We start from the raw sequence: 23,385 nt of genomic DNA, 5'->3' as shown, positions 1-23,385 counted from the left end.
ACACCCGCAGCGGGTACGAATGCATCGCGCTGACAGCCGATCCAGTGCCAGCCAAGCCCGTGGCACCCCAGTGTCTTGGGTCACTCGGAGTGTCACGGATTACGATGACGCCACTGGCGTGAATCTGCAACTGTCCGATGTTCTTCCCGGCCGTATTGCCTGTATGCTCTGATGAACCGTTTGCCCGGTTTTGATACCGAATACCTGCGTTTGCTTGGTTCCTGGATAGGGGATCGTTATATTGTTGCCCCGAAGCCGTAGTTTGCGGTGTGAGCCCAGCTTGCACGGCAAAAGAATCGACTTGCGGGCGGGGGACCGGTTGGGAAGCGGTGATGTGGCCGCGAACACGGCCTTGGCACGTAGTCCTGGTCTGCGACGTAAGCTGCTTGACGCACCCTCAGCTCACGATCTATCTATACTCGATACAAGCGATGGTGTTGCGCCAGGCTTGGATATACCCCAAGGTTTTCGCCTTTTCGACCTCGCTGATCCGGCTCACCTCGGTGCTGGCGCACCGCTCGGTCGAGGTGGCGCTGGATTGGGCCAATGCCTAAAGTGACCAACCGGTGTAGAGGCACGTCCGTCAGCCGCAGTATCGCCAGCCCTGCTGGCTCCGCACCGTGGCAGCTTGTTGCGCGGCGGGGTGGTGATCGTCGCTTCCGACGGCTGGGACAACAATACCCCCCGACGTGTTCCAGCATGTTCTAGTCAGGCTGCGTCGTCGCACCGAGTTGCTGGTGTGGCTAAACTCGCGTGCAACACACAGCGAGTTCCAGCCGCTTGCAGGTTTGGAGGATGGCTGCGCTGCCGTATCGCTATTTCTTATCTGGTCCTGCCGGTGCGGTCGTTCAGCGGACTGTGCCGGCTGCTGCTGGAGTTGGCTGGCATCAGGACCACCCTTGAGTCAGTCGAAGCCAACCATGCTGCGGACACCCGGCCTAGGAAATGGCTACTGGAACTGCGCATTCTGTGGTGCATTTGGGTTTTACCAGGTGTATTGCTGTGCTGAAAAGTGGCACATTTTATTTTGGTGTCGACCACACATCCACGCTCTTAGTATTAGGTGACCGAAACCCCGCAATTAGCGCACACGTTGTAGCAGGCCGGCCAAGCGATGGCTCGGTTAGTCTCGATCGAAGTTGTTGAGGCGTCTGCTCGAGGTGGGTGCCGGTATTTTCGAGCATGATGAGCGTGCAGAGGATAGGGCCCATCGTGCTGCTGTGTTGGCAAGCAGTGGCTGTTATGCCGATGCGTTTGGCCCCAAACTATCTAGTTGAGCTGCGGGTGGACTGGACCCGCGTGATCGTTCTAGACGCGAGCGTCCTGATTGCGCATATGAACCCTGTCGACTCGCATCATGATGCGGCGACGGCGATTTTTGCTAGTGGGGTGTACCCGGGCATATGTTCGTTCACACCATCACGCTAGCGGAGGTTCTTGTTGGCGGGGTCCGCATAGGACAGGGGGCGTCGATGCGCGATGATCTGGGTGCTGCCGGTCTAATTGTCCCGCCGCACGATAAAATGAAAGCGAGCCGTTGCGCCTCGCTGAATTGCGCACGAGTAGCGGGTTGAAACTACCCGATTGCTGCGTCCTAGATGCCGCAATTCATCACCGCGGCCCGCAAACGCGGTGTTGTGCGTCCGCACCTAGGTCCATGTTCTCCAAATACCAACGTGGCAAAGCTCGTTAAACACGGCGTTACTTCACCGAGAAGATGATATTGTCAAGATACATGCTTTGACATATTGGCCCCGGGAGAGGCGCGTGGAGATTGGCAATCCGCAAGGCGTGGAATCGCCCCGCCTCTGACCCGATCGACCGACGATGAACCCAACCCGATCAAGCGTGTTGGCCGCACAGCACCCAGGCAGGACCTAGGACGGTTCCCACCCTCCCCGGCGTCACCCAGGCCAGGCTGCTACCGCTTCACCGTTCTTGCTGCGACAGGACCGGCGGCGAAGATCTCTCACCTTCACGTTCAATCATCAAGGCTGCGTAGCGCACATAGATCCAGGTAGAGCCCGACCACATCACACAGTCTGGCCTCCCGCCCGGGAACTTGACAGTCTCCACACGATGCGGCTGGATGCCCCTATTTACGCCAAATCCACGCGACCGAGGCGAATGCGATCCCCAGCCGATCAGCCATCAACCGCGCCGCCCAATGCGTCACACCCAGATAAACGAGCGATTCACCCGTACCCACCAACATCTCTTACAAGCACCGAAGCACATCCCGTCCCCGGCGTGCCCGAACCAGGATATCAGTATTTAGCCACCCCACCGGACACCACCAACCCAATCCACGCCCGCGTCACTTGCCCCACCAGCACACACGACGCCCTCGTCAACCACTCCAGCCGACCCCGATCACCAACGCGCAACTCCAAGGCGGCAACCACATACACCACCCACTTACCTCAACCAACCAAACGTACCCACCCAATAACACACACCACTAGCTGCCTGAGGTCATTCAGGTAAAGCGAGTTCGCTTTTGGTTGTTCAGCAACCTCTCGTCAACGCTGTGGGGACTGTGGATACACGAGGGATCCACGTGCTATGCGGAGTGGTTGTGGTACGATCACAGAGGCGGGCTAAGCGCTGATGAGCTCGACCGAGGCTACTACGAACAACTGAGAAAAGGCACAGGACTTGCTGCTAGCTGCCTCTGGATGAAACTATATGGTCGTCGGCGTTGCAAGGTTAGCCAAGTTGTCAGCAAGGTCGATTTTGTGTTTCTGCAGCGCCCCGATCGGGGCCACCTCCAGCATGAGCCGTCCGATGACGCCAATACTACCGGCTAGCGCGGCTGTTATATTATATTTGCATCCAGTGTAACGCGGTCACGCACCAGCGGTTGCTCGATAGCAGGACGGGAAACCGGTACTCGGACACCGGTGTTAGCAGGTCCTTATAGATTTAGAGTGCTGGTGATCCAGGGATGCAGCGGTCCTTCCAGCACAGAGGGTGTGCCGACTGAGATGCTCGAACCTGGTTGGGCAGCAGCTGTAGCGATAGAAGCCGGTGAGTGATTCAGTCATGCAAAGTTCCAGCGGGCCGCCGAACACGTTGCGATTAGGCACATGCCTAGTACCATGTTTCGTGGTGTAAGTTTGAAAAGAACGCTTGACTCCCGCAGAAAATTACACGACCTAAAACTTGTCAGCGTATTGGTATGCATTACGTTGCTAACTGCTACGTTGGCTTACGAATCCAACAGGCGATCCCTGCTAGCATCTCACCCGCTCGCCGAGGTTTTTCGTGCACCGCTTAGTTCTTATAACCAGCATCCTGATTAGCCTCTGCCGCGAGGAACTCTACCGCGTACAAAGAGAATTTCTCGGTACCATCGGGCACCAGCATCTTCAAGCCCGTCGATACGTTCTGGCCAGGCCGAACGACATGGTCGCTTTAGCCGTACCTGCCTCCCGTACGCATGCGACCGCCATTTGAATGCTCCTGGCCGTTCAGGCCCACCGATGCCGCTAAGCTGAAGCAGCCCTCTCGGGTCACCGGCAATATCGCGGAGTAACTTTTTCTAACACTAGCAATTAGGCAATAGTTTGCGTCTACGAAAGACGATAGAGTGCAAAGGTGTGACGGTTAACGCATGTGGCATTACTTTTAACGGGTGCCGGCCTTTGCCGACTGGTCGCTCGTGGGTTTTCGGTCCCGTGGTCTTGGTCTTGAAGGCCGGCTGCGTGTTCGGTTTATTGATATGATCGTTATCGGCACTTTTCTCGCAGAGGCGGTCTCGACACCATAGATAACAAACTGCAATGTGCTGACTAGGTATGAGGTCCGGTCTGATCGAGTAGCCCAGTTTGTGTTTGTGGCGATGACCCGGGCTGGGGCTGGTGCCGATGATGGAGACTGGCGGCTTGACGTCAGATCCTGCCTCCGAAGTTAGATGAGGTGCCCTGGTACCGACGCTTCGAGGTGCCAGAAGTCGCCATCGGTATATTGCCGGGGTTCCTTTCTTCGAGATCGACATAACCCTGTTTTTTGATTAACGCTGGGTGATCCTGCTCCACTGCTAGTGGATGGCTGGGCCCTACCGTCATTGTTAGGCATTTGGCCGCGCCGAAAATAATCAGCGCTGTACCGCAGCACCTGTTGCGTAGTAACTACTTTGCCGCTGAACTAAGCAGGCGCCTCTGTGCCAGGATTTGTCTAATGTGGGTGAAAACGGTCGCCACGACCACCCCAAGATAAGGTTTTCGACGTGGGCGACGAACGCGACTCCGTCTGCCACCTGGGTGGACGAGCGCCTACGTGCCCTCGAAGAAAGGTGCAGAAACCAGCCTCCCGAGGAAGACCCATGCCGGGATCTTGATCGGGAACCACCCCACGCACGACAAGGAACCGTAGCAGTATAGCATAGTTTTAAACGCGTGCTCAGTAGATCTGGTGTACTCAGCGTGCCGCTGAATAAGCAATTGCAGAAACGGGACTGTACTCTGCAGCGGGAACCAGCCCAAATCTCTTTTCTGCAGAAAGGTTGTTTGGTGCTTGTCGTTACTACCAATGACATTCCCGGTTGGGAGATTCAACGTGTCTGCGGCGAAGTCTTTGGCCTCACCGTCCGATCGCGAAATACTTTTTCCCAATTCGGTGTCGGATTCAAATCGATGTTCTGTGGCGAGCTGCAGGGCATGACCAAAAACCTGACCGAGAGCCGCAACGAGGCAATGGGACGGCTGATGAACGAAACGCGTACCAAAGGCGGCAACGCGATCGTCGGGATGCGCTTCGACACGACGGCGCTCGGCGATGTGTGGACCGAGATCTATGCCTATGGCACCGCGGTGTATGCTGTACCCATCACTGAAGCCGCTCGTTACACCGCGGCCCAACTGGGTTATGGGGGCGCTCAGCAGCCGCAGCCTCTGCAGCACTAGTAACCACATCGCACGGGTCCGGCGTTGCACGCGGTGTTTGGTGGTTTTTGGTTTGGCGGCTCTAGTGGGTGATTTGGTCGTCTGTTGGCAAGGACGCATCGGGTTCTCTGGTGGTCGGGAATGCGTGAAGGGCATTTTGGGTTGAAGACGGCTGTGTTGGATTCTTAGCTGTCTGTACCAGACGACGAACCGCTGATCATCGCGCACCGCTGGGGTTAAAGGGCAGTTTTCCCGGCCCATACCGTCGCAGCGACTATCGACGCGGTAGCATCTGGCGTGGGTGGTGTGTTGTTTGCTGTGCAGGCCAGTAGCGATGGGGTGCCAGTAGTTGTTTCGACAGGTTGATCTGGTGGCTTTAAAGCGATGGCACGGGACTTGTCAGTGGCAAGATTGGCTAGCAACTCAACGCAGGGTGGAACATTTACCGATCCAGGCGTCGAGGTTATCCGTACCACCAACGGGTCACACCGATACTGGCGCTAGAGCAAGTCATAGTCGCGGTTTCACCGGATATAACGCTGTTTCACGATCTCAACAGATGCCTGCGTAGCTGCTGGTCTCAGCGGTCGCGGAGGTGTTGAGTAGTGCCCTGCGGTCGACCCTCTACTCCACTGATACGGACATCACCAACGTGGCTTTTCAGCAGCAGGGACTGTAGGCCACCGAAAGTGGTGATAGCCTAGAGTCTGGATTTCCTCAACATGGCGTCGAGCTAATGCCGAGACCCAGCATCCGAGGTAGGTAAGTAGGCAGGATTTGAACTACATTCCGATGTCACTGTCACCGAAAAATTCACTGACCGTGCCGGTCAATCCGGCGAACACTGATTTTGTGGGACCCGGCCGCCGTCGCGTGCTTCAAATTGCCGTCCGGGATGAAAGTCATGGGTTTTGTCGTGAAAACAGCCGACGACAACTAGCTTGCGAACAAGGTCGTCCTCGACGCCGTGCCTGTGGACTCTCCTCGGATGGCCCAGCGCGATGGCCGCGATGGCTAAGCCCGGCAGTAATTGAGCTGCGACCGTAGGGCTCTCGTCGGCGATTTCTTGCGGGTAACTTTGGCGGTGGCGGAGGGATTTGAACCCTCGGACGGGTTTTGCCGTCACACGCTTTCGAGGCGTGCTCCTTAGGCCGCTCGGACACACCACCATCGCGTAGTTTACCGAACCGGCGGCTCCTTACCCAATCGCTGGTGAGCGAAGAAGGCCTCCAATGGTGCCGTGCACTCCTGAGCAAGTACTCCGCCACGTACCGCCGGGCGATGATTGAGTCTACGGTCGCGGACCACATCCCACAGCGATCCGACCGCTCCGGTCTTGGGTTCCCAGGTCCCGAACACCAGTCGTTCGATGCGTGCCAGGACTATTGCACCCGCGCACATGGTGCACGGTTCAACGGTGACCGCCAATGTAGTCCCCTCCAGCCGCCAACCGTTGCCGAGTACACTGGCCGCCATTCGCATTGCCAAGATCTCGGCGTGCGCGGTGGGGTCGCCAAGGGCCTCACGGGCATTTACCGCCCGGGCGAGTTCGGTTCCGTCGGCACCGAGGATCACTGCTCCAATCGGCACATCGCGCGGCTCCGCCGTCGTGGCGACCGTTAGTGCGGCACAGATCAAATCTTCGTCAGTGGTCACTGACCGGGGCTTATGGCGGCGCCCCGCTGTGCCCGACATCGCTGCGTATGCGGTCACCGACCGAGGCAGTCGATCAAAGCTGACAGCTGTTCGGCGAAGCCCATCTCACGGGCAATGTGGCCCAGTTGCTCGTCGGCGTACAGGTCGGTCTGATCGAGGATAACTCCCAGCGCCGCCTCCGGTAGCCCCACATCGGACAACAGCCCCAGGTCGCCTTCCTCAAAGGGGTCTGCATCCTCGAGGTCTTCGGGATCAATTTCGGCGTCTAGGCTGTCCAAAATTTCGGCGGCGATATCGTAGTCCAACGCAGCAGTAGCGTCCGACAGCAGCAACCTGGTCCCGGACGGTGCTGGGCGCAGGATGACAAAGAATTCGTCGTCGACGTCCAGGAGACCAAAGACTGCTCCCGCACACCGTAGCTCACGCAGTTCCGTCTCGGCTGCCGTCAGGCTCGTCAACGACTTGGAGGCCATCGCAGAACAGCGCCACTGGCCCTCTTCTCGCACGACCGCAACGCCAAAACCGTCCGGCATGTTCGTCATCGGGACTTTCGCCGACGCCCGTTGTGCCCCCATGGGCGCTTACGCTAGTCGCCTACCGGGCTCCTTGACCAGATGAACGCTCGTGATCGACAGCACTTGGGGGCAGCCACGACCCGCAAACTGTGTCAACCTTGGATGGTGGCTGGGACTACGGCGGAGCGACCGGTGTGCGTGCTTGGGCTGGGATTGATCGGTGGGTCGATCATGCGTGCCACGGCCGCAGCTGGTCGTGAGGTTTTCGGCTACAATCGCTCAGTGGAAGGCGCACAAGGTGCCCGGTCAGACGGTTTTGACGCCACTACCGAACTTGTTGACGCGCTGATTCGTGCCGCCGACACCGACGCGTTGATCGTGCTGGCCGTGCCGATGCCGGCATTGCCGGCTATACTCGTTCGCATTCGCGAATTGGCGCCCAACTGTCCGCTCACTGATGTCACCAGCGTCAAAACCGCGGTGCTCGACGCGGTTGCTTCGGCTGGTCTGCGGGCTCGCTTCGTCGGTGGGCACCCGATGACCGGCACCGCGCAATCGGGTTGGAGCGCCGGACATGCCGGGTTGTTCAGCAGGGCTCCCTGGGTGCTTAGCGTGGATAACCATGTGGACCCCGCGGTGTGGTCGATGGTGATGACGTTGGCGTTGGACTGCGGCGCGCTGATAGTACCGGCAAAATCCGACGAGCATGACGCCGCCGCAGCTGCCATTTCCCATATGCCGCATTTGCTCGCTGAGGCTTTGGCCGTCGTCGCCGCTGAGGTTCCGCTGGCGTTCGCGGTGGCGGCAGGATCGTTCTGTGACGCCACCCGGGTAGCCAGAACCGCTCCGGACTTAGTGCGTGCGATGTGCGAAGGAAACTCCGGCCAACTGCTGTCGGCCGCCACCCGGGTCATCGAGTTGCTCTGCCGTGCTCGCGACTCCCTGGCTTGCAACAAGTCAGTGGCTGAACTAGTCGAAGCGGGCCATGCCGCGCGCACGCGTTACGATAGCTTCCCGCGCTCCGATATCGTCACCGTCATCATCGGCGCGGAGAATTGGCGCGAAGACCTGGCGGCTGCAGGCCGAGCAGGTGGGGTGATCAGATCCGCTCTGCCAAGCCTAGATAGTCCATGATAAGAGCGTTGGCGTCGACGATGGTGTTCCGACCGGTGAACGCAAGTGGATTCCGTCAAGGCGTCCCGAGCTAGTTTAGCTCACGGTCTCGGCTGCGACGGGCATCTCAGGTACTCGCACATAGACCATCGGGAAAGTGATTTTTGCCACCCGTTCGTGTAGACCGAGGCGGCGGGATCGGTAGGGCATTGAAGAACGCACTAAACACCACGTCGACGTCGTGCGCGTGATTGTATGCTTTGGTGTTTTTACCCCTGGTGGCCAGTCCGCCAATCACATGTTTTCCCCGTTGCGGGCGATATCAAGCTGACGTTTTCGCATAGCCAGCATGACGGTCAACCCCCAACTGCTTGGTGGCGTCACTCTCGTCGGTATTCACCTCGTGGAAGGCGTCGAACGCTAGATTAGTTGCGGTGGCCGTGGCGGCGATACGGCCATGAGCCCTGATGCTCTTGTCAGAGAACTGCAGTAGCACCGATTTCGTTCGCGTAGACATCCCTTGTGCACCAAGTTAACATCACCAGCCAAGGGGTCACGTCGGGTTAGAGGATGCTGCGTCTATGTGTGCTGCTCCTCCTCGCTTCGCTCTGCATCGTAGCCGGTGCGGTTAACCTCCCCACCGTAGAAGTAGAATATGCCCACGCACCGCAGCACGCTTGTCGGTAAATGCGAACCTCGCTATGGAAAGTAGTGTGCGCTCTCGCTGACCGATGCGTTTACGCAGTCGGCGTGTGTCCGGCATCGACACCCACGCCGCCAAAGCTAGCTACTAGTAGTATGTCAACGGTCAGCGCCAACGTGGCAACCATCAATGCACCGACTAGGGTGAGGTGAATGCACGGACTTTGGTTCCGTTTATGAGGTAACCGCCTAGCCCACCTAGGCGTGCTGTACGCGGCCACCACTAGCTGTAAGCGTTGTGCTGCGCAACACGCCCAGTGTCAACGGTAACGTGTTAGATACTTCGGATCCGCAGCAGCACCTTTGCCTCCATCGTAACGATCACGCGTGCGGCATTGACCACCGTCGGATCGGCATTGGTTACGTCAGTGTAGTTGCCAGCCAGGAATGCCAGGAAACCCAACAGCATCAGAGCAACCAGCGGTAGCCTAGGCCCCCGCCACTGCGGGGTCTACTCCAAACCCTTCAAGGTGGGTGCGGTGGGCCAGGCAAAGTTCAGGTCGGCGGTCAGTGAATAAGACACCGCCCGTGCCACAAAAGTGCATCGCGCGCCGCCCACGATCGGGGCCACTACTGAGCGACACCGCCGGGCAGTACGCGTGGCACGTTCCCAAGTCGTGACTAATCGGCCGGCCACATCGATGAGCACGTCGATGGCGATCGTAAGCACAAACATCGCGATGATGCCAGCAAGGATCTGATCGCTTTTATTGGTTTTTTAGCCCGCTGTAAATCAAATGCCCAAACCTTCGATGCTGATCACCGATACCACCGCGGTGTTAGTCACTATGACCACGCGCAGCTCGGCGATAAACACCGTAAGAGATAGCGGCAGCTAGACTTTCAGTATCCGGGCGACGGTGCTCTCCGCGGGCACCTCGAGGAATCGCTGATTGTTCAGCTCGTAGCGGACTCGGAGCGTCTTGCACTGGCATCCTCAGGGCACCGCGGTCATCCGCTCGAACAGCACCGAGATTAATGACAGTCGTATAAGCACCGCTGTCAGCGCCCACGTGTAGTCGAGGTGGGAAAGTAGATAGTTGCACGTGCGATACCCGTTCCGGCTCGCCGCCGGGCTTTGACTGCGGTCAGCACATTGGTGGTCAATACGCCGCCGATGACGTTGCTCTAGCCGTTAATCGTGACGTCCACCGATGTTGGCGAGAACAACGCCGCATTCAGCGCCCGGCTTAGATCCCCGAATGGCTGGAACAGGACCGATAACTGTGTCGGACAACTATATGCTCGGTACGGTGTCGCTGCAGGGCCGTTAGCTGTCGATACAGCCCAACGCTCGTCCTAGTCGACGACTAGCACACAACCGGCTAGAATTTGTGTGCTGCCAAGATCAGCGAGGCCGCGCGCAGAGATTCACACGATCCCGTGCAGCGGCCAGGACGGCCGCGTCGATAAGCTGCAACCAACGATAGCTACGGCCGAGTCCGATAAAATTTGCCACGAATTCATTGGCCAGCCTCGACCGAACATCGCTTCTTTGTCAGTAAACCTAGTTCCTAGTTGATATCGTTCGTGTACGAAAGAAATGGTTTTGTTCAATTCGCTTTGCAAACACAATATTTTATTCTGCGATTCATCACGAACCACGGCATCGACGTCCCAGAACGGCTAGGCCATAAACAGGATTGGTGGATCAACCGGACCACGCGTGCCGCCCCGATGCGTTATTGTTTGCTGTCGGAGAGCTACCCAGGGTTAGTGAGCGCCTAGCCTGTAATCCAGATACACCCGCTCAAGCACCCGATAAGCGTCTTTACGAGCGGCTTGACGCGACTCGCCCCACAGTACTAGCCGCTGTCGCGGCGTTATCGATCACCTCGTTGACGGGGTAGTTGACGGGGTATTAGTCTAGCATTCTGGATGAATGTAGCATATTGAAATACACAGCTTCACCGAATCACTGCTCAGTGAGTTGTTTTGGCCATGGGGCGTGAAGTATCGGGTTGGCGGTCGCCTGCTGCTATGGGGCAAGCCGCGGCCTGATTGGGCTCATCCATCAGTGTGTGAGGCGCTGGTGGATGAGCTAGTTCGCACTGCCTGGGTTGTGTTGGTGGTTTAGGGTTGGTCGCGGCGTAGGTGGGCTGCTTGCAAGGGCCGCCGAGTAGTTGGTGTTGGTCACCGGCCGCGACATCGAAGCTGGCGATGCTGGGGGTGCGTCTGGTGTGGCGGGTGGCCGGGGATCAGTTGCGCTTTTCTGGTGATGTGTTAGCCCGCCACGCGCACAAGTCACCAGATCACGCCGTGGATGGCTTTTATCTTCCTTCCGCGGTCGATCCCCACAAAAAGTCAAGTACTGCCCTAGGCTAGAGCACCGCCGTACGCGTCATCACCGGCTGCGAGGTCATCGACGAACTGTGAAACCAACACGGCACCAACACAGCCGGGGGCACACCGGCTGGCCGAGGGCCGGTGAACAAACAGACACCCCACAGCCATAGCATGCACCCGAAAGCGCCCCCAACACCCAGCGCCAACAAGATCTAGGCTAGCCCACCAAACTCCCGACCGTATCGGCCAGCGATGGCACACCAGAACACTACTTCACCTGCCACCTATGAAACCGACCAACAATTCCTGCCACAAACACCAACACCCCCGGCCACCACACAACAACAACGGCTCGGGCGAGCAGTTCAGGTGCACCAAATGCGGCAGTGACCAAGCCAGATGAAAACCGTGTCCAGCACATCTTTGATACGGTCCGGTTTCTTCTGCGAATTGACCAGCGGAACAATGTTGCTGGCCAGTACGTGGTGCTTTGGATCGTCGAGTTCCACCAGGTGACTTTGTGGGATGGCCTGCGATGTAATGAAGATGTTCGCGGCGGTCACCCTTCTTTCCAAGGGAGTGTGCACGGTTACCGCACCGCCGTAGTCGTTGGGCACCGCTAAGTTGCTCGGGCTGATATCGAGTGAGTACTTCTGTCGCAACCCCTTGGAAGGCCTGCAGCGCGGCAAACTTCACATCCAGCGAATGTGTTCTGTTCGCCAAGTCGTGATCGTTTTCGAGTGCCGTGTGGTGGAGGTCAGATTGGTGACAATTACCGCGTCGGTGTAAAATTTCCGATGATGGCGTTAGAGGTGATAGGTCTTCGGGCAGCCGCGTACAGGAGCTCTTGTTTGACTGCGTCGAGCACGGTCGTTGTGGAGTCAGTTTGAAAATACAACAGCAGCTTGCTGATTTACTCCGGTACTAGGTCAATGGAATGGTCTTTGAGTGATTACCGAGGTATACGCCTCGCGGCTGCTAATTCCCATCCGCCACCCGAGGTTAAAACCGTGACCTGCAACACTTGCGCATAGATTTCGGCGGCGATCGCAGATTCCGGATAGCACCGGAACCGATCACAATGGATTTCACACTACGGGTCTGCGCCCCAAGCGGATCGGACTTGCTTCAAGCAGCAACCAGGTAAACGGTGACTCGCCACGCTGCCACGGGGAGTATTGCATAACGCACGAGTCGCGTCATTTCTATACCACCGATTCGAACGTCAGAAACGATGAGGCGTTGCTGCATCTGGCGTGCACCTTGGCAGATTTTTTCGCGTGTTTTGGTTCCATTCTGCCTGGGATAGGAACAAGATGGTATCTTATGACCAGCAATCCTTCTGGCCCGTCTAGTCAGCCAGCGCCTGCCGCCGGCCTGACACCTGGGGAACGGGCTGTCCCGATTACCCGCGCGGGTGCCTTGTGGTCGGCATTGCTTGCCGGCTTCTTGATTTTGATCCTGTTGCTGATTTTCATCGCACAAAACACCACTTCTACATCGTTTACCTTCTTCGGTTGGCATTGGAGCTTGCCTCTGGGGGTAGCCATCATGTTGTCGGCCGTGGGTGGTGGACTGCTAACAGTGGCAGTCGGCACCGCGCGGATCCTTCAGCTGCGTCGCACGGTCAAGAAACGTTACGCGGCGGCTCATCGGTGATGAGTTTCGAAACCGTTGACTACATGCCCAGCTTGGCAAGCTCCGCCAGCTTTCGGGAAATCAACGGTGCCACGACTTCAGGCCTCTTGTCGTTAAACGTTTCGTCTTTCCCTGTGCCCGCTCCGACATACGTCTGCGAATCGATGTCCGCGGCGATGATGGCTAGCTTGAAGTAGGCCAGCGCCATGTAGCATTTTTAATGCCCCAGCGGCGAGCTGGCGACCAACGGGTACCGATCTGCAAGTTGGTCGGTAGTTGGTAGCGGCGGCAATGTCCAGTCGGCTTGCGCGTTGACGGTCAGGTTGAGCGCGAGGTAGCAGTACACACACATCGACGTCGTATAGTTGAGCGGGTCCCCCTAGGATCTAAAGGTTCCAGCGTACAACAGCATGAACCTGTGTCGGGTTGTCGTTGTCCAGAATGGTGTGGTCGATCCGGTAGAAACCGTGTACGATCGAGCTGTGACTTCGCGGTGGAATAGTCTGGAGCAGAACGGAATGTGTCGATCGACGTTGGCGTAGTGATGATCGCCAGGCAGCCTTACCAGGTCCCATTGCGAACCTTATCGGTGCACTCGGTGTTCCAGATATCCGCTGTTTTGTCGAAGTTATTCAGTACCAACGCGTTTGGGGCGACGCTGTGCAAGTTGACGAGGACTCGGATCAATGCGTTCATGTAGCAGTCGGTGACGGTACGGCCGCCTAACGCTTTGAGTTGGGCACACCGCTGCGCCACTCGCCCGGCAACGAATTCGAGACCTGAAACGGTGCACCCAGCACCACGTTGTCCTAACACAGGGCGGCGGTGCGCGCCACAGGAATTGGTATGTCTTGCAGCGCGGCGACCACTCGGTACTCGCGTGCCATATTCGTGCGTGGACGGCGTCAGCCCATGCAGCGGTAGACGCCGAACCAGACAGTTCGTTTGTCGTCGTAGATTCGGACAGTCAGATTGGAGTTGCCATCGGCAAATGCACTCCGCCCCCCAATTTGTCGTAGTGCTCGATGCCGAGTGAACGCAGATACCTGTCCAATGCAGACAGGCCGAGCTCCTTGAGTTGGTCAGTTGTTGTCGAGTCGAACTTGTCTACCACGCTGGTGACGGCTGGGTTCACCACCGCTGATTTCGAGGCAACCCATCCGCACCCGCTTGACTGCGTTCACCGTCGTTACCGTTGCTTGGCCAGACCGTGGTACGATAACTGTGTCAGCGACGTGTTAGTCGAGGGAAATGATAACAGTCGGGCCGTCCTCAGACTATCGTATAGAAGCACGTTGATTATTTTCGCCACGGCTAAGCATTTTAACGGTGTCCTTCGGGATCGGCGGCGGCAATCAGGTTATTGGTCGCCCGCGGACGCATGCGCGAAAAGCATCCTTGCGACCGCACCAGGCAGATGGTCCTGAGTCATCCGCGCCCATTCCGGGATGTTCTGCACAGACCTGCTTGATAAGGATATACAATGGGACGCCGGGGTCGTACTCTGCGCATCGGTCCTCTATGTCGACGTGAGAGTTTACACGCCGTCGTGACTGGTTCGTCGGTTTAGTCGGTACGGGGCTGTGGGCTGTCCACTACCCGGATTATGGGAAACTGGCCAAGTGCCGCGAGCAGGCGCACGACCTACGCTAGCCTTTATTCGACAGGTCGAGATCGGAACCATCGCCGTGTTAGCTGCACAGCGGTAACGCATGTCGGGTCAGTATTACCTGCATGTTTCTTCCTATCGTGGTTGTCAGCGCTGCTAGGCTCCTTAGTAAGAATCCTCTGCATCTGCAGCGGGTGCGTGCTGTGTAAACACTGGTCAACAGTATCCTGGCCTCAGCCGGATGCGTGTTTTCTGGGTTGGTGGTTGGACGAAAACGGGGCTTCGGGCGGCGGGGAGCTGTCGCTGCACAGCTAAGGGGTTGCTCGCAGAATACGCTTGTTTGATTGAGCGGGGTCCTAAACCAGCAGTGGCGCACATGGTGCTCTAGGTGGCTGGTACACACAGCCACCGCCGGCCGTATCGACAGCTTATTGCAAAAGATCCGGCTGATGCCGGTGTTCTCTGACACGCAGTGACGTTTCACGCCGATGAGGCGGGCACGATGCTCGGCATGCCGTTCTACGTGATGCAAGCAATAGACGGGTGCAGTCCCGATGGACTACGGGTAGCAAACGCCGTTTGATACCGATCTGCAGGCCCGTCGCGGGCTGGTGTTCGAGCTTGTCTATGGTGCCGCTAAGCTAGAAAGAATCGATTGGCGCGCTTAAGGACTTGACGGCTTTGGCCATCCCGATGGATTCCATAAACGGAAGGTTGACTACTGGCTGGAGTTCCTTGACGTGTACCAGGTGTGCAATCTGCCCGAATTAGGTCAGTCCGCCTACTGGCTGCGTGGTAACCGCCCCAGGCATCATGCACGGTTACTACCAGTCGCCAACGTGATGTTCGCGCACGGGCTCCGGCGCGACTGGCAGCGATTGTGGGTTGGGAGATGACGATGATCGGTGACCTGCTGTTGGATTTCTTCTGGTATCTGCCGGGTTACTATGGCGAATATCCCTGCGCCGATGGTGTCTATCTGAGCATACATGGGCTGCTAACTCGCAGCGAGTTGCTGTAGCATTACGAGAGGGTCCGCTGGCTTTCCATCGAGAACATCAACTATTATCCAGTGTTGTCTAACTGGAAGCTTGGTGTTGTGTTGGAGAAGGCCTGAGCCGCCGGGTAAGAACCGGTAAAGCTGACGTCAAGATCACCGAAACTTTCGACTCGATGATTCCGCAGCTCATCTCTACCATAGTTGGGCTCGTGTGGTCGCGAACGGCCAAGATGCAGCGAAATAATAGGTTATGTGTATCAGCTTTTCGATATCATCTACCGGTTAGTATTGATCACCGGCGGCAGCGGCGGATGGGTACGTGACATGGGTTTCGTCGCTGTGCGTTATGGAGCTAACGGGGTGATCGCCAGCCGCAAGATGGATAACTGCGTTGCGAGTGCTGAGGAGGTCGAGGCCGAAACCGGTAGCGCCGCTGCGGCTTATCAAGTGTAAGTAGGAAACTGGGACCAGTTCGACGGATTGGTTGAAGTAGCTTGCGAGCGATTCGGCAGGGTGGACACTTTGATTAACAACGTGGATATGTAGTCACTTTTTATAACAAGCTGACCGACTTCACCAAGAAGTGGTTCGACACGGTGATCGTGCTCAACTTCGACGTCCCCCTCGGGCTATTGCCCATGTCGTGCAAGGAGAATCGGTGGTGGTCTTAGATGCCACCGGTAGGGTGCTTTATTAGCAGCCGTCGATCTGGCGGTGGCCATGAAGGCCTGGATTCTGTACGCAGCGTCCAGCTCAGAAAAAGTTTGAACTATGCCGGCAGCACAGCGGTTACCGTCGACTATGACCGGGAGGGCTTTGAAATCCCGAATCCTGTAGCTAACCGATTATGCAGCTCGAGTGGTCATTGACCCCTTCGGCATTGCGATGTGTTGCTGAGTGCAAGGTGGTTATCGACGTCACTTGAGGTCGCTTCAGCCGGAGCGCTACAGCGTGACGATGTTGAAGTTGGGTCTGGCTCGTCGAGCACACCCAGCAATGCCTGCAGTGCGGCTCGGTCGCCGAACACTTCCAGCTCGGGTGAACTGAAATCGTTCATCGTCATACTCAGTTGTCGAAACTTATTGTACAATTTCATTATAACAGTTGCTGTTGCTTATACCGCCGCAACATGACGGTAAATATGGTTCTGTTGCGTAAGGAAGTTGATAGTTTGTGCGAAAATTTGCGAAATTGATGTCAGTGACGATGTCGAGATGCTAATGCGGGCCGTTGACACGGACGTGAGGTTGTCGAAGATTTGCTTAGATGTTGGCTGATTAAGCATTGATACGGAGCTAGTCGTACTAGCGGTGTTGAAGTTGCTGTAGCCCAATTCTTTTACCTCGCTCATGCAACAGTTGCTCCATGTCGCATTTCCTTAACCGTAGGCCACTTTTTCCACTGTGTCGGAGTGCAGTTCCCGGGCCGTGGCATGCTAGCTGTCGGTGAACATCGCATGATTGAGTGGCTTTACTTCCCAACGGAAGTCCCTGGATTACAATGCTTTTGGGGCAAGTTCGATGATCCGGTCGATTCCAACTATCGAATCGACGTAACGGGTCCCGATTGCTTATGGGGGTGCGACTACAGCCGCGCTGAGTTGCCATCGAACCAACCCATGCAGCACTGGTAGACCGTCTTCACGTTGTGGCTGATCAACCAGTAGTAGCTGGGATATGCCAGGCACTGTTCCCGTGCGGGTGGCATTTGGAACAATTCGATGATTTCAACACCTGTGTACTCCTGGTTAAGTAGTCGCAGTGTCTGGTTGTGTAGATACGCATACATGTCGCGTTGTAGTGACATGAACTCGACGATGTTCTCTCGTCCCCAGGTTGGCCAATGATGCGAGGGGAACACTACAGCGGTTCGATCGGCGAAGATGGCAATCGCTTCGGTGAAGTAGCACGCCCAGATGTGCGGATCGCGCACCAACGTGCTCCGCAGGGTTAGCAGGTTGTGGGTGGCGTTCCTGGTCATTGCACAGGGTGCAGAAAACCGTGGGGAATAGATAATGCATCTCGGTAGGGACCTCGGTGCCGGGCGCTATCTGGAACTTGATCGCCACGCTGTCGATGGCGTTGCCTTATCGATCGGACAGATGTTTATCATCGAAACGATGACAGCGATCTAACCGGTGGACGGGGCCTGGCCGAGCCCGCAGCCCACTTGGCTTGGGAGAGTCCGCTGGCGAACCGGGTGCTATACATGTAGGTCGCATGCCGGGCCATCGCCGGATCCGCATCCGCTTGTGTGGTGAGGCCCAGACCTAGCATCAGAACGCTGCCGAAATGGTCTACTTGGCTATAGGTGCAGATAACCGCGACGACGGGACTGTCAATATCCTGATGGCTGCGATACCAGTCCAGTGTCGCAGCGGTCACTTCGGTGGATACTAGGGAATCGATTACGATAATCCCCGTGTTGCCATCGACAAAGGTAATATTCGATATATCGAAGCTGTGGGCCTGATAGATATAGATACCGCGAACTACCCCGAACAGCCCTTGTTTGGTGGTTAGGGTCGATTGCCGCCAGAGGTTGGGATGCACCGGAGTCGGTGCGGGGGGCGCCGAGGAACGAGTACACGTCGTTGTTCCACCCATGCGGTTGTTGGTTTTTTGATCGCGTATGGCAATAAGGCAACAATGAATTCATGATCAGCGTCGTCGAAATCCGTGGTGTCGTGTAACGGTAAAGTGTGTTCGCTGTGGGTCGATTCGTTGACCTCGGTAGGGGTTTGTGGGCCGCAGTCACTACCTCGCCATCGATCCGGCTACCCGGGCAAGAGATGCGTACATTTTTTATCCGGGTAATAACCATGCGACTGGCTAAGGGTTACCAGTAAGAATTTTTCGCGGAATTTTTTTGTTCAGTTGTGTTAACTCCGTGTATTGTTGAGACGGTCCTCAACTGCGATGAACTGCAAAGATCAAACAAAGGAGAACAGGTGAAGCGTGGCCGGACCGTCACGATAGCCGGAGCGGCAATTTTGGTTGCTGGTGTTTCTGGCTTTTTGAGCAACAAGCCAATTACCAGCACCGGGACTTCGAGTATAGGCGCCACATCGCCTGCTGCCGGCGGGTCAACCTATCATTAGACGGGAAGAACCAAGACATCACTGGTGCGGTCGTATGCACAACTGCGGGTGGCACCGTCAGCATCACGATTGGTGGTGCCGCGACGGGCATCTCCGCCGTTCTCACCTATTGCAATTCTCCTGAGGTAAAGTCCGTTGTGCTTGGCAACGTTAACGGCGTGATGCTGGGATACAAGTCGGGTAGCTGCTAGCGTAAGGTCTAGCCACCAAGAACTCGCCACTACGCACCGCGTCGTGATGAGCACACACCACAACCGTTTGTGGAACCGAAATCGCTTCGATCGCTATCTAGAACGACAGCTGCCAGCGCCTCTGGTCAACCCTGTGGTCGGTGAACAGGCCATTCGAAATCGGTGTGGCCTGTTTCTAATCACGTGGTGACCCAGAACTAATAGGCGGCTCGGTTGCCACCCGTTGAGTGGCAACCGAGCCGTGAACTCGGCGTGACCGGGTGGAACTGTTCACCGTGATCGTTCCGTTGTGTACCTTGACTACTGTGCGGATGCGATTGTCAGACTCAAGCCTGATGCTGCTCATCTTTGCGCGAGCGTGAGGAGTCGCCGCGGGCGAACCGCTCGAACACCGCCGACTGAAGTGCTACTGAAATGCCAGGATCGTTGTCGATCACCTGCAGCACGCCATGGCTGGGGTCGGTGGTCAACCGCGACGGTGCTGGCTCCGGGATGAGGATGAATGCGTGCGTTGGGCAAGTAGGTTAGTCATCACCTTGGTGAAATCACGCCCCATCACCGGGAACAACCGCTGGCTCTTCGGGTGGCGCAAGCTCTCACCGGTGGCCCGGTCTTGCCGCGTGTGCGTCCTGTTCGCACTCTAACGGGCGACTGGAGTACTAAGCCCCGGGCCCAGGAAGTCAGTAGGTCCTTGACGAGGCGCGTTGTCTACTTGGTCTCCGATACCACCCATGTCATCATATGTGCAGCCGCCTCCTGGCCCAGACCATCCTGGCCCATCCGTTGTGCTGATTAGGTTGGGTATAGTCGCGCCCAGCGGTTTGTCTAATTCGTCACTGGCGTTGGCGACGAACTGGTGCAACTGGGTTTTGCTCGCTTGCTGTGTCCCGGTGCGGCCATGATGTGATCGAGCATCCGGTTGAGGGCCGATCCGAGTTTACCCACCTTGGGTTCGGGAACCCGCACCGGCAATGCGACCTCGCTGCGGTCCAGCGGCAGATCAGCCACATGGTTCGCGGTTTGGGCGACGTGTCGTAGCGGCGCCAGCGCCCTTTATTATTATGAGCGTGCCGGCGGTTATCGAGGCGGTCAGCGTGATTCCACGGTGACGATTGCAGAGACGATCCACATCCGAAGCATGGTGGAATAAACGCCTGCCATCGACAGGTCGGCGACTACAATGCTGCTTTCGTTGCGGCTCGGAGTGGCATCGACCCGATACCGATCGAGATCGTCGAGGTCCAAAATTGCCGACGTGCGGCTCCCGGCGGTTCGTTTTGGCTGGGCCTAGGCGGCTTGAGGGGCAATGCGGCGTGGGAGCCGATGTTGGTCAGGTAGCCGTCATCGACTACTTGGCCGTTGTTGACCACTGCGGCCACCATGGCGGCTGGCTCGCCGGGGGCACTAAGGAACTTCGAACCTTCCCGGCCTCGGATAATGTAGGAGTGCTCGCATCGCCACCTCCCGATGCTTCGGTTTAGGGTACATAAACGCGGAGCGGTAAGGGGTTTTGCCGAGCTACGCCATCAGATGGTGGTTCAAGGCTAATTCGGTGGCAGCGATAATTCCCACGCACACCACGGTGAGTACCACGATTTGCCCGATCCAGTAGCCACAGCCGAAGCGACCAAGCTCGGCAAACGCTAGCGGGCTGGATAAACCCGGCGTAGCATGTGAATCATCGGCTCACGACCGCTGTCTATCTTCTTGCCGTAGGTGGGGAGATGTAAAGCTAGACGATGTTGGAGCGGCCGCTGAAACCGTAGTTTCACACCCGGCCCAGGATCTGAGCCTTGCTCAAGCATTGGCTCGGCGTTGCGCACAATGAATCGTAGCAGCTCAAACTCGGTGGAAGTCGACGAGATTTGTCACCAGCGTGCATTACTGCGTAACTGTCTTCGTTCAACACCAAGTTGCCGTCCACCAACCTCGCATTGCTGTTTACCGTCGTAACTCCGATGCATCGTAACAACGCTCGTAACCGCAGCATTACCCTTCGATGCTGAACGGTTTGGTGACATCGTCGCCACCTGCGGTTAGCTCAGCGATGCGGTCTTGCATCGCGTGCGATAGCGAGGGCGATCTTCGCGTAATTTGTGCAGCACGTCGAGCCGGTTCATCTCGGGTAGCATCCGCGTCTAGAACGATCACATCGGGTCGCTGCGTGCGGGGCCACTAAGACCGCCGATGATCCATCGCCGGCGGCGACGATGTTCCAGTTCTCGTAGCGTAACGTCATCGACACTAATCTCGGCGAGGACAGCTGCATCGTTAACAACCAGCACGGTGATTGGGTTGCCATCGGCACGGCACATGATGGCATGTTCAGCCCCGGTTCTGGAATGCGCGCACAGGTTCCAGTCTCTGCGTGCGACCGAGTCGACGCTATCATACGGTGTTTTTTGACATACACAACGGAATCGTCGTTTGATTGCGCTCAGAATCAGTAGCTACTCATTGTGACGGGACGTATCAAAGAGCACGTTTCCTGGTGGAGCGTCGGCGATAGCTTAGCAATGCTGCCAGGGCGTCCCGCTGTAACAGGGTTTCCCGCGTCGAGCTTGAGGAAAATCCTGCTGTTCAGTCGTAACTAAGCCATAGGCGATAGCCATTGCCGATAATAGGCAGATAGGTGCTTGCTGAGAAAGCGCTAACTTGACCGACACCTTGTTTTGTTCGTTGACGTGTCCGAATATCAGGTGCCCGTGGAATGACCTGTATCAATATCATGTTCTTTCGAGTTGAGTTTGCTACTGCACTTATCATAAGTCATAATCATAAATTTGCTACCAAATTATGGCTGGGCGCTTGCCGCACGAGATAGCGGGTGCATGATCTTTGGGATCGTCTACGCTCACGTACGCCCGAATTGATCGGCCAACGCCGGTACGGTGCGTTCGATGATCAATGCTGGTGGTGAATTGTCCCCCCAGGCTGTACTGATGCTCGATGCCGAATCAGGTGGAAACTCCACCCACCGATGCGTCGATCTAGATCAACCAGCTGTACTGGAACCTCGTCGAGTACGCGGTCCGTGCCATGTGAACTACTGGTTAAGCTAACGCTTATATACCTGTCAACTTGTTGACAGGTATATATTACCTGTGTGTCATAGCAGTGGGGTACAGATCCAATCGGAACCTGCCTGAACAAGTGGCGCATCAGTACACTGACGGCGCGGGATGCAGTCGTAGTATGCCGCTGGGCTGTCCGCCACTCGGCCGGTGTGATATGAATTCTGTCGACGGGCTGACAGCGTGGTTCGCCACAGCCTTAGCTATAGCAACGATGGGCCGATGGCGCTCACCGACGACGAACAAGCCGAACTGCTAGCTAAACCGCTATATCTGGGACCAGTTACGCGGACCCAGTGGTGCCGGCTGGCCGCAACTTGGCCAGACCAGCCAAGGCAAGGATCTCCACGCTGGTCGACGCGGTAGCACCGATCACACAAGATGCGGAAAACTTGTTGCTATCGTTGTTGGCGTCAATCTATCGGTGCTGCACCGAGATGAAAAATGTGCGCGGGATTGCGTTCTCGATGTTGCGGTGCTGCCTCCGGGATCAATGCTCAACACTGGGCGGACACCAACAGGGTAGCGCGGCCACGACCAAGTTGTTTGCCGACCATTTCTTCGTTGTCGTCGTGGGTGCCTCATCGACGTAGAGTGTGTCGGACCTCGAGCAGGTTAGCTATCCCAGCGTGCTCTGCTCGCCGAATAGTCTCTCGTCGGCACCGGTGCGGCCAGTGTGGTAGTGCGCCCCAGCGTTCTCCGCATGTCTACCGGCTGCGGCCCTTACGCTGCGCTGATATTGCCCAAGGCGGGTGTCGTCGAAGGCAACGTATCCGGTAACGCCGTCAGGTAAGACTTTGTCGTCTCTGTTTGACGCTCGAGGTGCTGCTGTACGTTCTTGGACCAGGGTATGCTGGCGCGGTGAACGGGCACGCGAACAACGGCAAAAGTGGCGAAAAGTTTACCGCACCTACACTATATATTTTCCCGCATGCAGGTGGAGATGCGACATACTATGTCCCATTTTCCCGGGAGTTTTCAGCTGACGTAAAGCGGATCGCTGTTCAGTACCCGGGGCAGCGCGATGGGTATGGACTGCCGGCGCTCACTAGTATTCCCGCCCTCGCTGACGAAATCTTTGCGATGATGAAGCCGTCGGCGCCGATGGGGGAGCCAATCGCTTTTTTTGGTCACAGCATGGGCGGCATGCTGGCTTTCGAAGTTGCGTTGAGATTCCAATCGGCGGGGCATCGTCTCATCGCCCTTTTCGTTTCGGCCTGCTCGGCTCCAGGGCATATCAGATACAAGCAGATCGGAGATTTTTCCGATAACGATATGCTGGACTTGGTCGTCCGCATGACTGGCATGAATGCGGATTTTTTTGAGGACGAAGAATTCCGTGTTGGGGTGCTTCCTACGTTGCGGTCGGCCCGTATCATTGCAGGTTATAATTGTTCGCCAGAAACGACGGTGTCATGCCCAATTTATGCGTACATTGGCGATAAGGATTGGATTGCGACCCGAGAAGACATGATGCCATGGCGTGAGCGAACTACGGGAGTTTTCGCGATTCGTGTGTTTCCTGGGGACCATTTCTACCTTAACGATAATTTGTCAGAGCTAGTATGCGATATAGAAGACAAAACGCTCGAATTGTGTGATTGAGCTTAGCTGG

At 56.8% G+C, this 23,385-nt stretch carries 20 protein-coding genes, 1 tRNA gene and 7 pseudogenes; 10 read left to right on the top strand and 18 right to left on the bottom strand.

The window, feature by feature from the left end:
- The first annotated feature begins 332 nt into the window (after window positions 1-332).
- The gene (locus MLPF_RS12585) at window positions 333-554 is read left to right on the top strand and encodes a VWA domain-containing protein (protein ID WP_236685224.1); all 222 of its coding nucleotides are present in this window, start codon (window positions 333-335) and stop codon (window positions 552-554) included.
- Between the two features lie 1,713 nt (window positions 555-2,267).
- Here MLPF_RS12585 and MLPF_RS12580 read toward each other — a convergent pair.
- From MLPF_RS12580 to MLPF_RS17945, 3 genes are all read right to left on the bottom strand, one after another.
- A complete protein-coding gene (locus MLPF_RS12580; RefSeq protein WP_156147023.1) occupies window positions 2,268-2,411 on the bottom strand; it encodes a hypothetical protein in 144 nt (47 codons plus the stop codon).
- A 412-nt stretch (window positions 2,412-2,823) separates the two neighbouring features.
- Window positions 2,824-2,901 carry a DUF2237 family protein gene (locus MLPF_RS17950; protein WP_420329659.1) on the bottom strand — a complete coding sequence of 26 codons (78 nt, stop codon included), beginning with the start codon at window positions 2,899-2,901 and terminating at the stop codon, window positions 2,824-2,826.
- A gap of 5 nt (window positions 2,902-2,906) precedes the next feature.
- Window positions 2,907-3,074, bottom strand: coding sequence for a DUF2237 family protein (locus MLPF_RS17945; protein ID WP_272946138.1), 168 nt, complete (start codon window positions 3,072-3,074; stop codon window positions 2,907-2,909).
- Between the two features lie 1,440 nt (window positions 3,075-4,514).
- On the opposite strand from MLPF_RS17945, the gene MLPF_RS12570 reads away from it, so the two are divergent.
- Entirely contained in the window at window positions 4,515-4,907 is a 393-nt protein-coding gene (locus tag MLPF_RS12570) for a YbjQ family protein (protein WP_045843856.1), read from the top strand.
- Window positions 4,908-5,965: 1,058 nt separating this feature from the next.
- On the opposite strand, the gene MLPF_RS12565 is transcribed toward MLPF_RS12570, so the two are convergent.
- From MLPF_RS12565 to MLPF_RS12555, 3 genes are all read right to left on the bottom strand, one after another.
- A tRNA-Ser gene (locus MLPF_RS12565) sits at window positions 5,966-6,055 on the bottom strand.
- A 10-nt stretch (window positions 6,056-6,065) separates the two neighbouring features.
- Window positions 6,066-6,542 carry a nucleoside deaminase gene (locus MLPF_RS12560; RefSeq protein WP_162196991.1) on the bottom strand — a complete coding sequence of 159 codons (477 nt, stop codon included), beginning with the start codon at window positions 6,540-6,542 and terminating at the stop codon, window positions 6,066-6,068.
- A gap of 53 nt (window positions 6,543-6,595) precedes the next feature.
- Window positions 6,596-7,117 carry a tRNA adenosine deaminase-associated protein gene (locus MLPF_RS12555; protein WP_045843855.1) on the bottom strand — a complete coding sequence of 174 codons (522 nt, stop codon included), beginning with the start codon at window positions 7,115-7,117 and terminating at the stop codon, window positions 6,596-6,598.
- A 132-nt stretch (window positions 7,118-7,249) separates the two neighbouring features.
- On the opposite strand from MLPF_RS12555, the gene MLPF_RS12550 reads away from it, so the two are divergent.
- Window positions 7,250-8,191, top strand: coding sequence for a prephenate dehydrogenase (locus MLPF_RS12550; RefSeq protein ID WP_045843858.1), 942 nt, complete (start codon window positions 7,250-7,252; stop codon window positions 8,189-8,191).
- Here the strand turns inward: MLPF_RS12550 and MLPF_RS12545 are convergent.
- From MLPF_RS12545 to MLPF_RS12540, 3 pseudogenes are all read right to left on the bottom strand, one after another.
- Window positions 8,157-8,709: pseudogene (locus tag MLPF_RS12545) on the bottom strand (putative glycolipid-binding domain-containing protein). The gene MLPF_RS12550 and the pseudogene MLPF_RS12545 overlap by 35 nt on opposite strands.
- 89 nt (window positions 8,710-8,798) lie before the next feature.
- Window positions 8,799-9,293, bottom strand: a pseudogene (locus tag MLPF_RS17940) (ABC transporter permease); the annotation flags it as partial.
- A gap of 30 nt (window positions 9,294-9,323) precedes the next feature.
- Window positions 9,324-9,737: pseudogene (locus tag MLPF_RS12540) on the bottom strand (hypothetical protein); the annotation flags it as partial.
- Window positions 9,738-10,966: 1,229 nt separating this feature from the next.
- On the opposite strand from MLPF_RS12540, the gene MLPF_RS12535 reads away from it, so the two are divergent.
- Complete coding sequence (locus MLPF_RS12535; protein WP_237817102.1) at window positions 10,967-11,197, top strand: hypothetical protein; 231 nt, start codon at window positions 10,967-10,969, stop codon at window positions 11,195-11,197.
- Here MLPF_RS12535 and MLPF_RS12530 read toward each other — a convergent pair.
- Window positions 11,194-11,364, bottom strand: a complete 171-nt coding sequence (locus MLPF_RS12530; protein ID WP_237817104.1) for a hypothetical protein — start codon at window positions 11,362-11,364, stop codon at window positions 11,194-11,196. The genes MLPF_RS12535 and MLPF_RS12530 overlap by 4 nt on opposite strands.
- A 198-nt stretch (window positions 11,365-11,562) precedes the next feature.
- Window positions 11,563-12,367: pseudogene (locus tag MLPF_RS17935) on the bottom strand (glycine betaine ABC transporter substrate-binding protein); the annotation flags it as partial.
- A 117-nt stretch (window positions 12,368-12,484) separates the two neighbouring features.
- Here MLPF_RS17935 and MLPF_RS12520 point away from each other — a divergent pair.
- Window positions 12,485-12,817, top strand: a complete 333-nt coding sequence (locus MLPF_RS12520; protein WP_045843780.1) for a LapA family protein — start codon at window positions 12,485-12,487, stop codon at window positions 12,815-12,817.
- Window positions 12,818-12,836: 19 nt separating this feature from the next.
- Here the strand turns inward: MLPF_RS12520 and MLPF_RS12515 are convergent.
- Window positions 12,837-13,910: pseudogene (locus MLPF_RS12515) on the bottom strand (phosphotransferase family protein).
- 1,387 nt (window positions 13,911-15,297) lie between these two features.
- Between MLPF_RS12515 and MLPF_RS17930 the strand changes: the two are divergent.
- Entirely contained in the window at window positions 15,298-15,426 is a 129-nt protein-coding gene (locus MLPF_RS17930; RefSeq protein ID WP_420329651.1) for a hypothetical protein, read from the top strand.
- Window positions 15,427-15,657: 231 nt separating this feature from the next.
- Window positions 15,658-15,858 (top strand): Rossmann-fold NAD(P)-binding domain-containing protein, encoded by a 201-nt coding sequence (locus MLPF_RS12505; protein ID WP_162196981.1) that lies wholly within the window; start codon window positions 15,658-15,660, stop codon window positions 15,856-15,858.
- A gap of 1,131 nt (window positions 15,859-16,989) precedes the next feature.
- Here the strand turns inward: MLPF_RS12505 and MLPF_RS17925 are convergent.
- The gene (locus MLPF_RS17925) at window positions 16,990-17,385 is read right to left on the bottom strand and encodes an alkyl sulfatase dimerization domain-containing protein (RefSeq protein WP_420329650.1); all 396 of its coding nucleotides are present in this window, start codon (window positions 17,383-17,385) and stop codon (window positions 16,990-16,992) included.
- A gap of 128 nt (window positions 17,386-17,513) precedes the next feature.
- Window positions 17,514-17,957, bottom strand: a complete 444-nt coding sequence (locus MLPF_RS17920) for a hypothetical protein (RefSeq protein WP_427901938.1) — start codon at window positions 17,955-17,957, stop codon at window positions 17,514-17,516.
- A gap of 398 nt (window positions 17,958-18,355) precedes the next feature.
- Here MLPF_RS17920 and MLPF_RS16525 point away from each other — a divergent pair.
- Window positions 18,356-18,690 (top strand): annotated as a pseudogene (locus tag MLPF_RS16525) (lipoprotein LpqH); the annotation flags it as partial.
- A 332-nt stretch (window positions 18,691-19,022) separates the two neighbouring features.
- Here MLPF_RS16525 and MLPF_RS15935 read toward each other — a convergent pair.
- The 4 genes and pseudogenes from MLPF_RS15935 to MLPF_RS12485 form a co-directional block, all read right to left on the bottom strand.
- Window positions 19,023-19,166 (bottom strand): sensor histidine kinase, encoded by a 144-nt coding sequence (locus MLPF_RS15935; protein WP_156147126.1) that lies wholly within the window; start codon window positions 19,164-19,166, stop codon window positions 19,023-19,025.
- Window positions 19,167-19,521: 355 nt separating this feature from the next.
- Window positions 19,522-19,704: a hypothetical protein gene (locus tag MLPF_RS15930; RefSeq protein WP_052696451.1), complete on the bottom strand. Its 183-nt coding sequence runs from the start codon at window positions 19,702-19,704 to the stop codon at window positions 19,522-19,524.
- Window positions 19,705-19,871: 167 nt separating this feature from the next.
- Window positions 19,872-20,078 (bottom strand): hypothetical protein, encoded by a 207-nt coding sequence (locus MLPF_RS15925; protein ID WP_282435819.1) that lies wholly within the window; start codon window positions 20,076-20,078, stop codon window positions 19,872-19,874.
- A gap of 261 nt (window positions 20,079-20,339) precedes the next feature.
- Window positions 20,340-21,011 (bottom strand): annotated as a pseudogene (locus MLPF_RS12485) (response regulator).
- A 1,055-nt stretch (window positions 21,012-22,066) separates the two neighbouring features.
- Between MLPF_RS12485 and MLPF_RS12480 the strand changes: the two are divergent.
- Both MLPF_RS12480 and MLPF_RS12475 read left to right on the top strand, forming a co-directional pair.
- Window positions 22,067-22,363: a hypothetical protein gene (locus tag MLPF_RS12480; RefSeq protein ID WP_045843778.1), complete on the top strand. Its 297-nt coding sequence runs from the start codon at window positions 22,067-22,069 to the stop codon at window positions 22,361-22,363.
- A 232-nt stretch (window positions 22,364-22,595) separates the two neighbouring features.
- On the top strand, window positions 22,596-23,375 hold the full coding sequence (locus tag MLPF_RS12475) for a thioesterase II family protein (RefSeq protein WP_045843779.1): 780 nt from the start codon (window positions 22,596-22,598) through the stop codon (window positions 23,373-23,375).
- Window positions 23,376-23,385: the final 10 nt, after the last annotated feature.

Origin of the sequence: Mycobacterium lepromatosis (assembly GCF_000975265.2) — a bacterium.
GTDB classification, from domain to species: Bacteria; Actinomycetota; Actinomycetes; order Mycobacteriales; family Mycobacteriaceae; genus Mycobacterium; species Mycobacterium lepromatosis.
Note: the sequence above shows the minus strand (reverse complement) of the source record. Positions and strands in the feature narration are given on the sequence as shown.

Excerpts from the sequence above, each read along its gene's own strand:
- MLPF_RS15925 (WP_282435819.1), bottom strand. The coding sequence starts at position 20,078 with ATGGTGGCCGCAGTGGTCAACAACGGCCAAGTAGTCGATGACGGCTAC.
- MLPF_RS17925 (WP_420329650.1), bottom strand. The coding sequence starts at position 17,385 with ATGACCAGGAACGCCACCCACAACCTGCTAACCCTGCGGAGCACGTTG.
- MLPF_RS12555 (WP_045843855.1), bottom strand. The coding sequence starts at position 7,117 with ATGGGGGCACAACGGGCGTCGGCGAAAGTCCCGATGACGAACATGCCG.
- MLPF_RS12520 (WP_045843780.1), top strand. The coding sequence starts at position 12,485 with ATGACCAGCAATCCTTCTGGCCCGTCTAGTCAGCCAGCGCCTGCCGCC.
- MLPF_RS17930 (WP_420329651.1), top strand. The coding sequence starts at position 15,298 with ATGACGATGATCGGTGACCTGCTGTTGGATTTCTTCTGGTATCTGCCG.
- MLPF_RS12585 (WP_236685224.1), top strand. The coding sequence starts at position 333 with ATGTGGCCGCGAACACGGCCTTGGCACGTAGTCCTGGTCTGCGACGTA.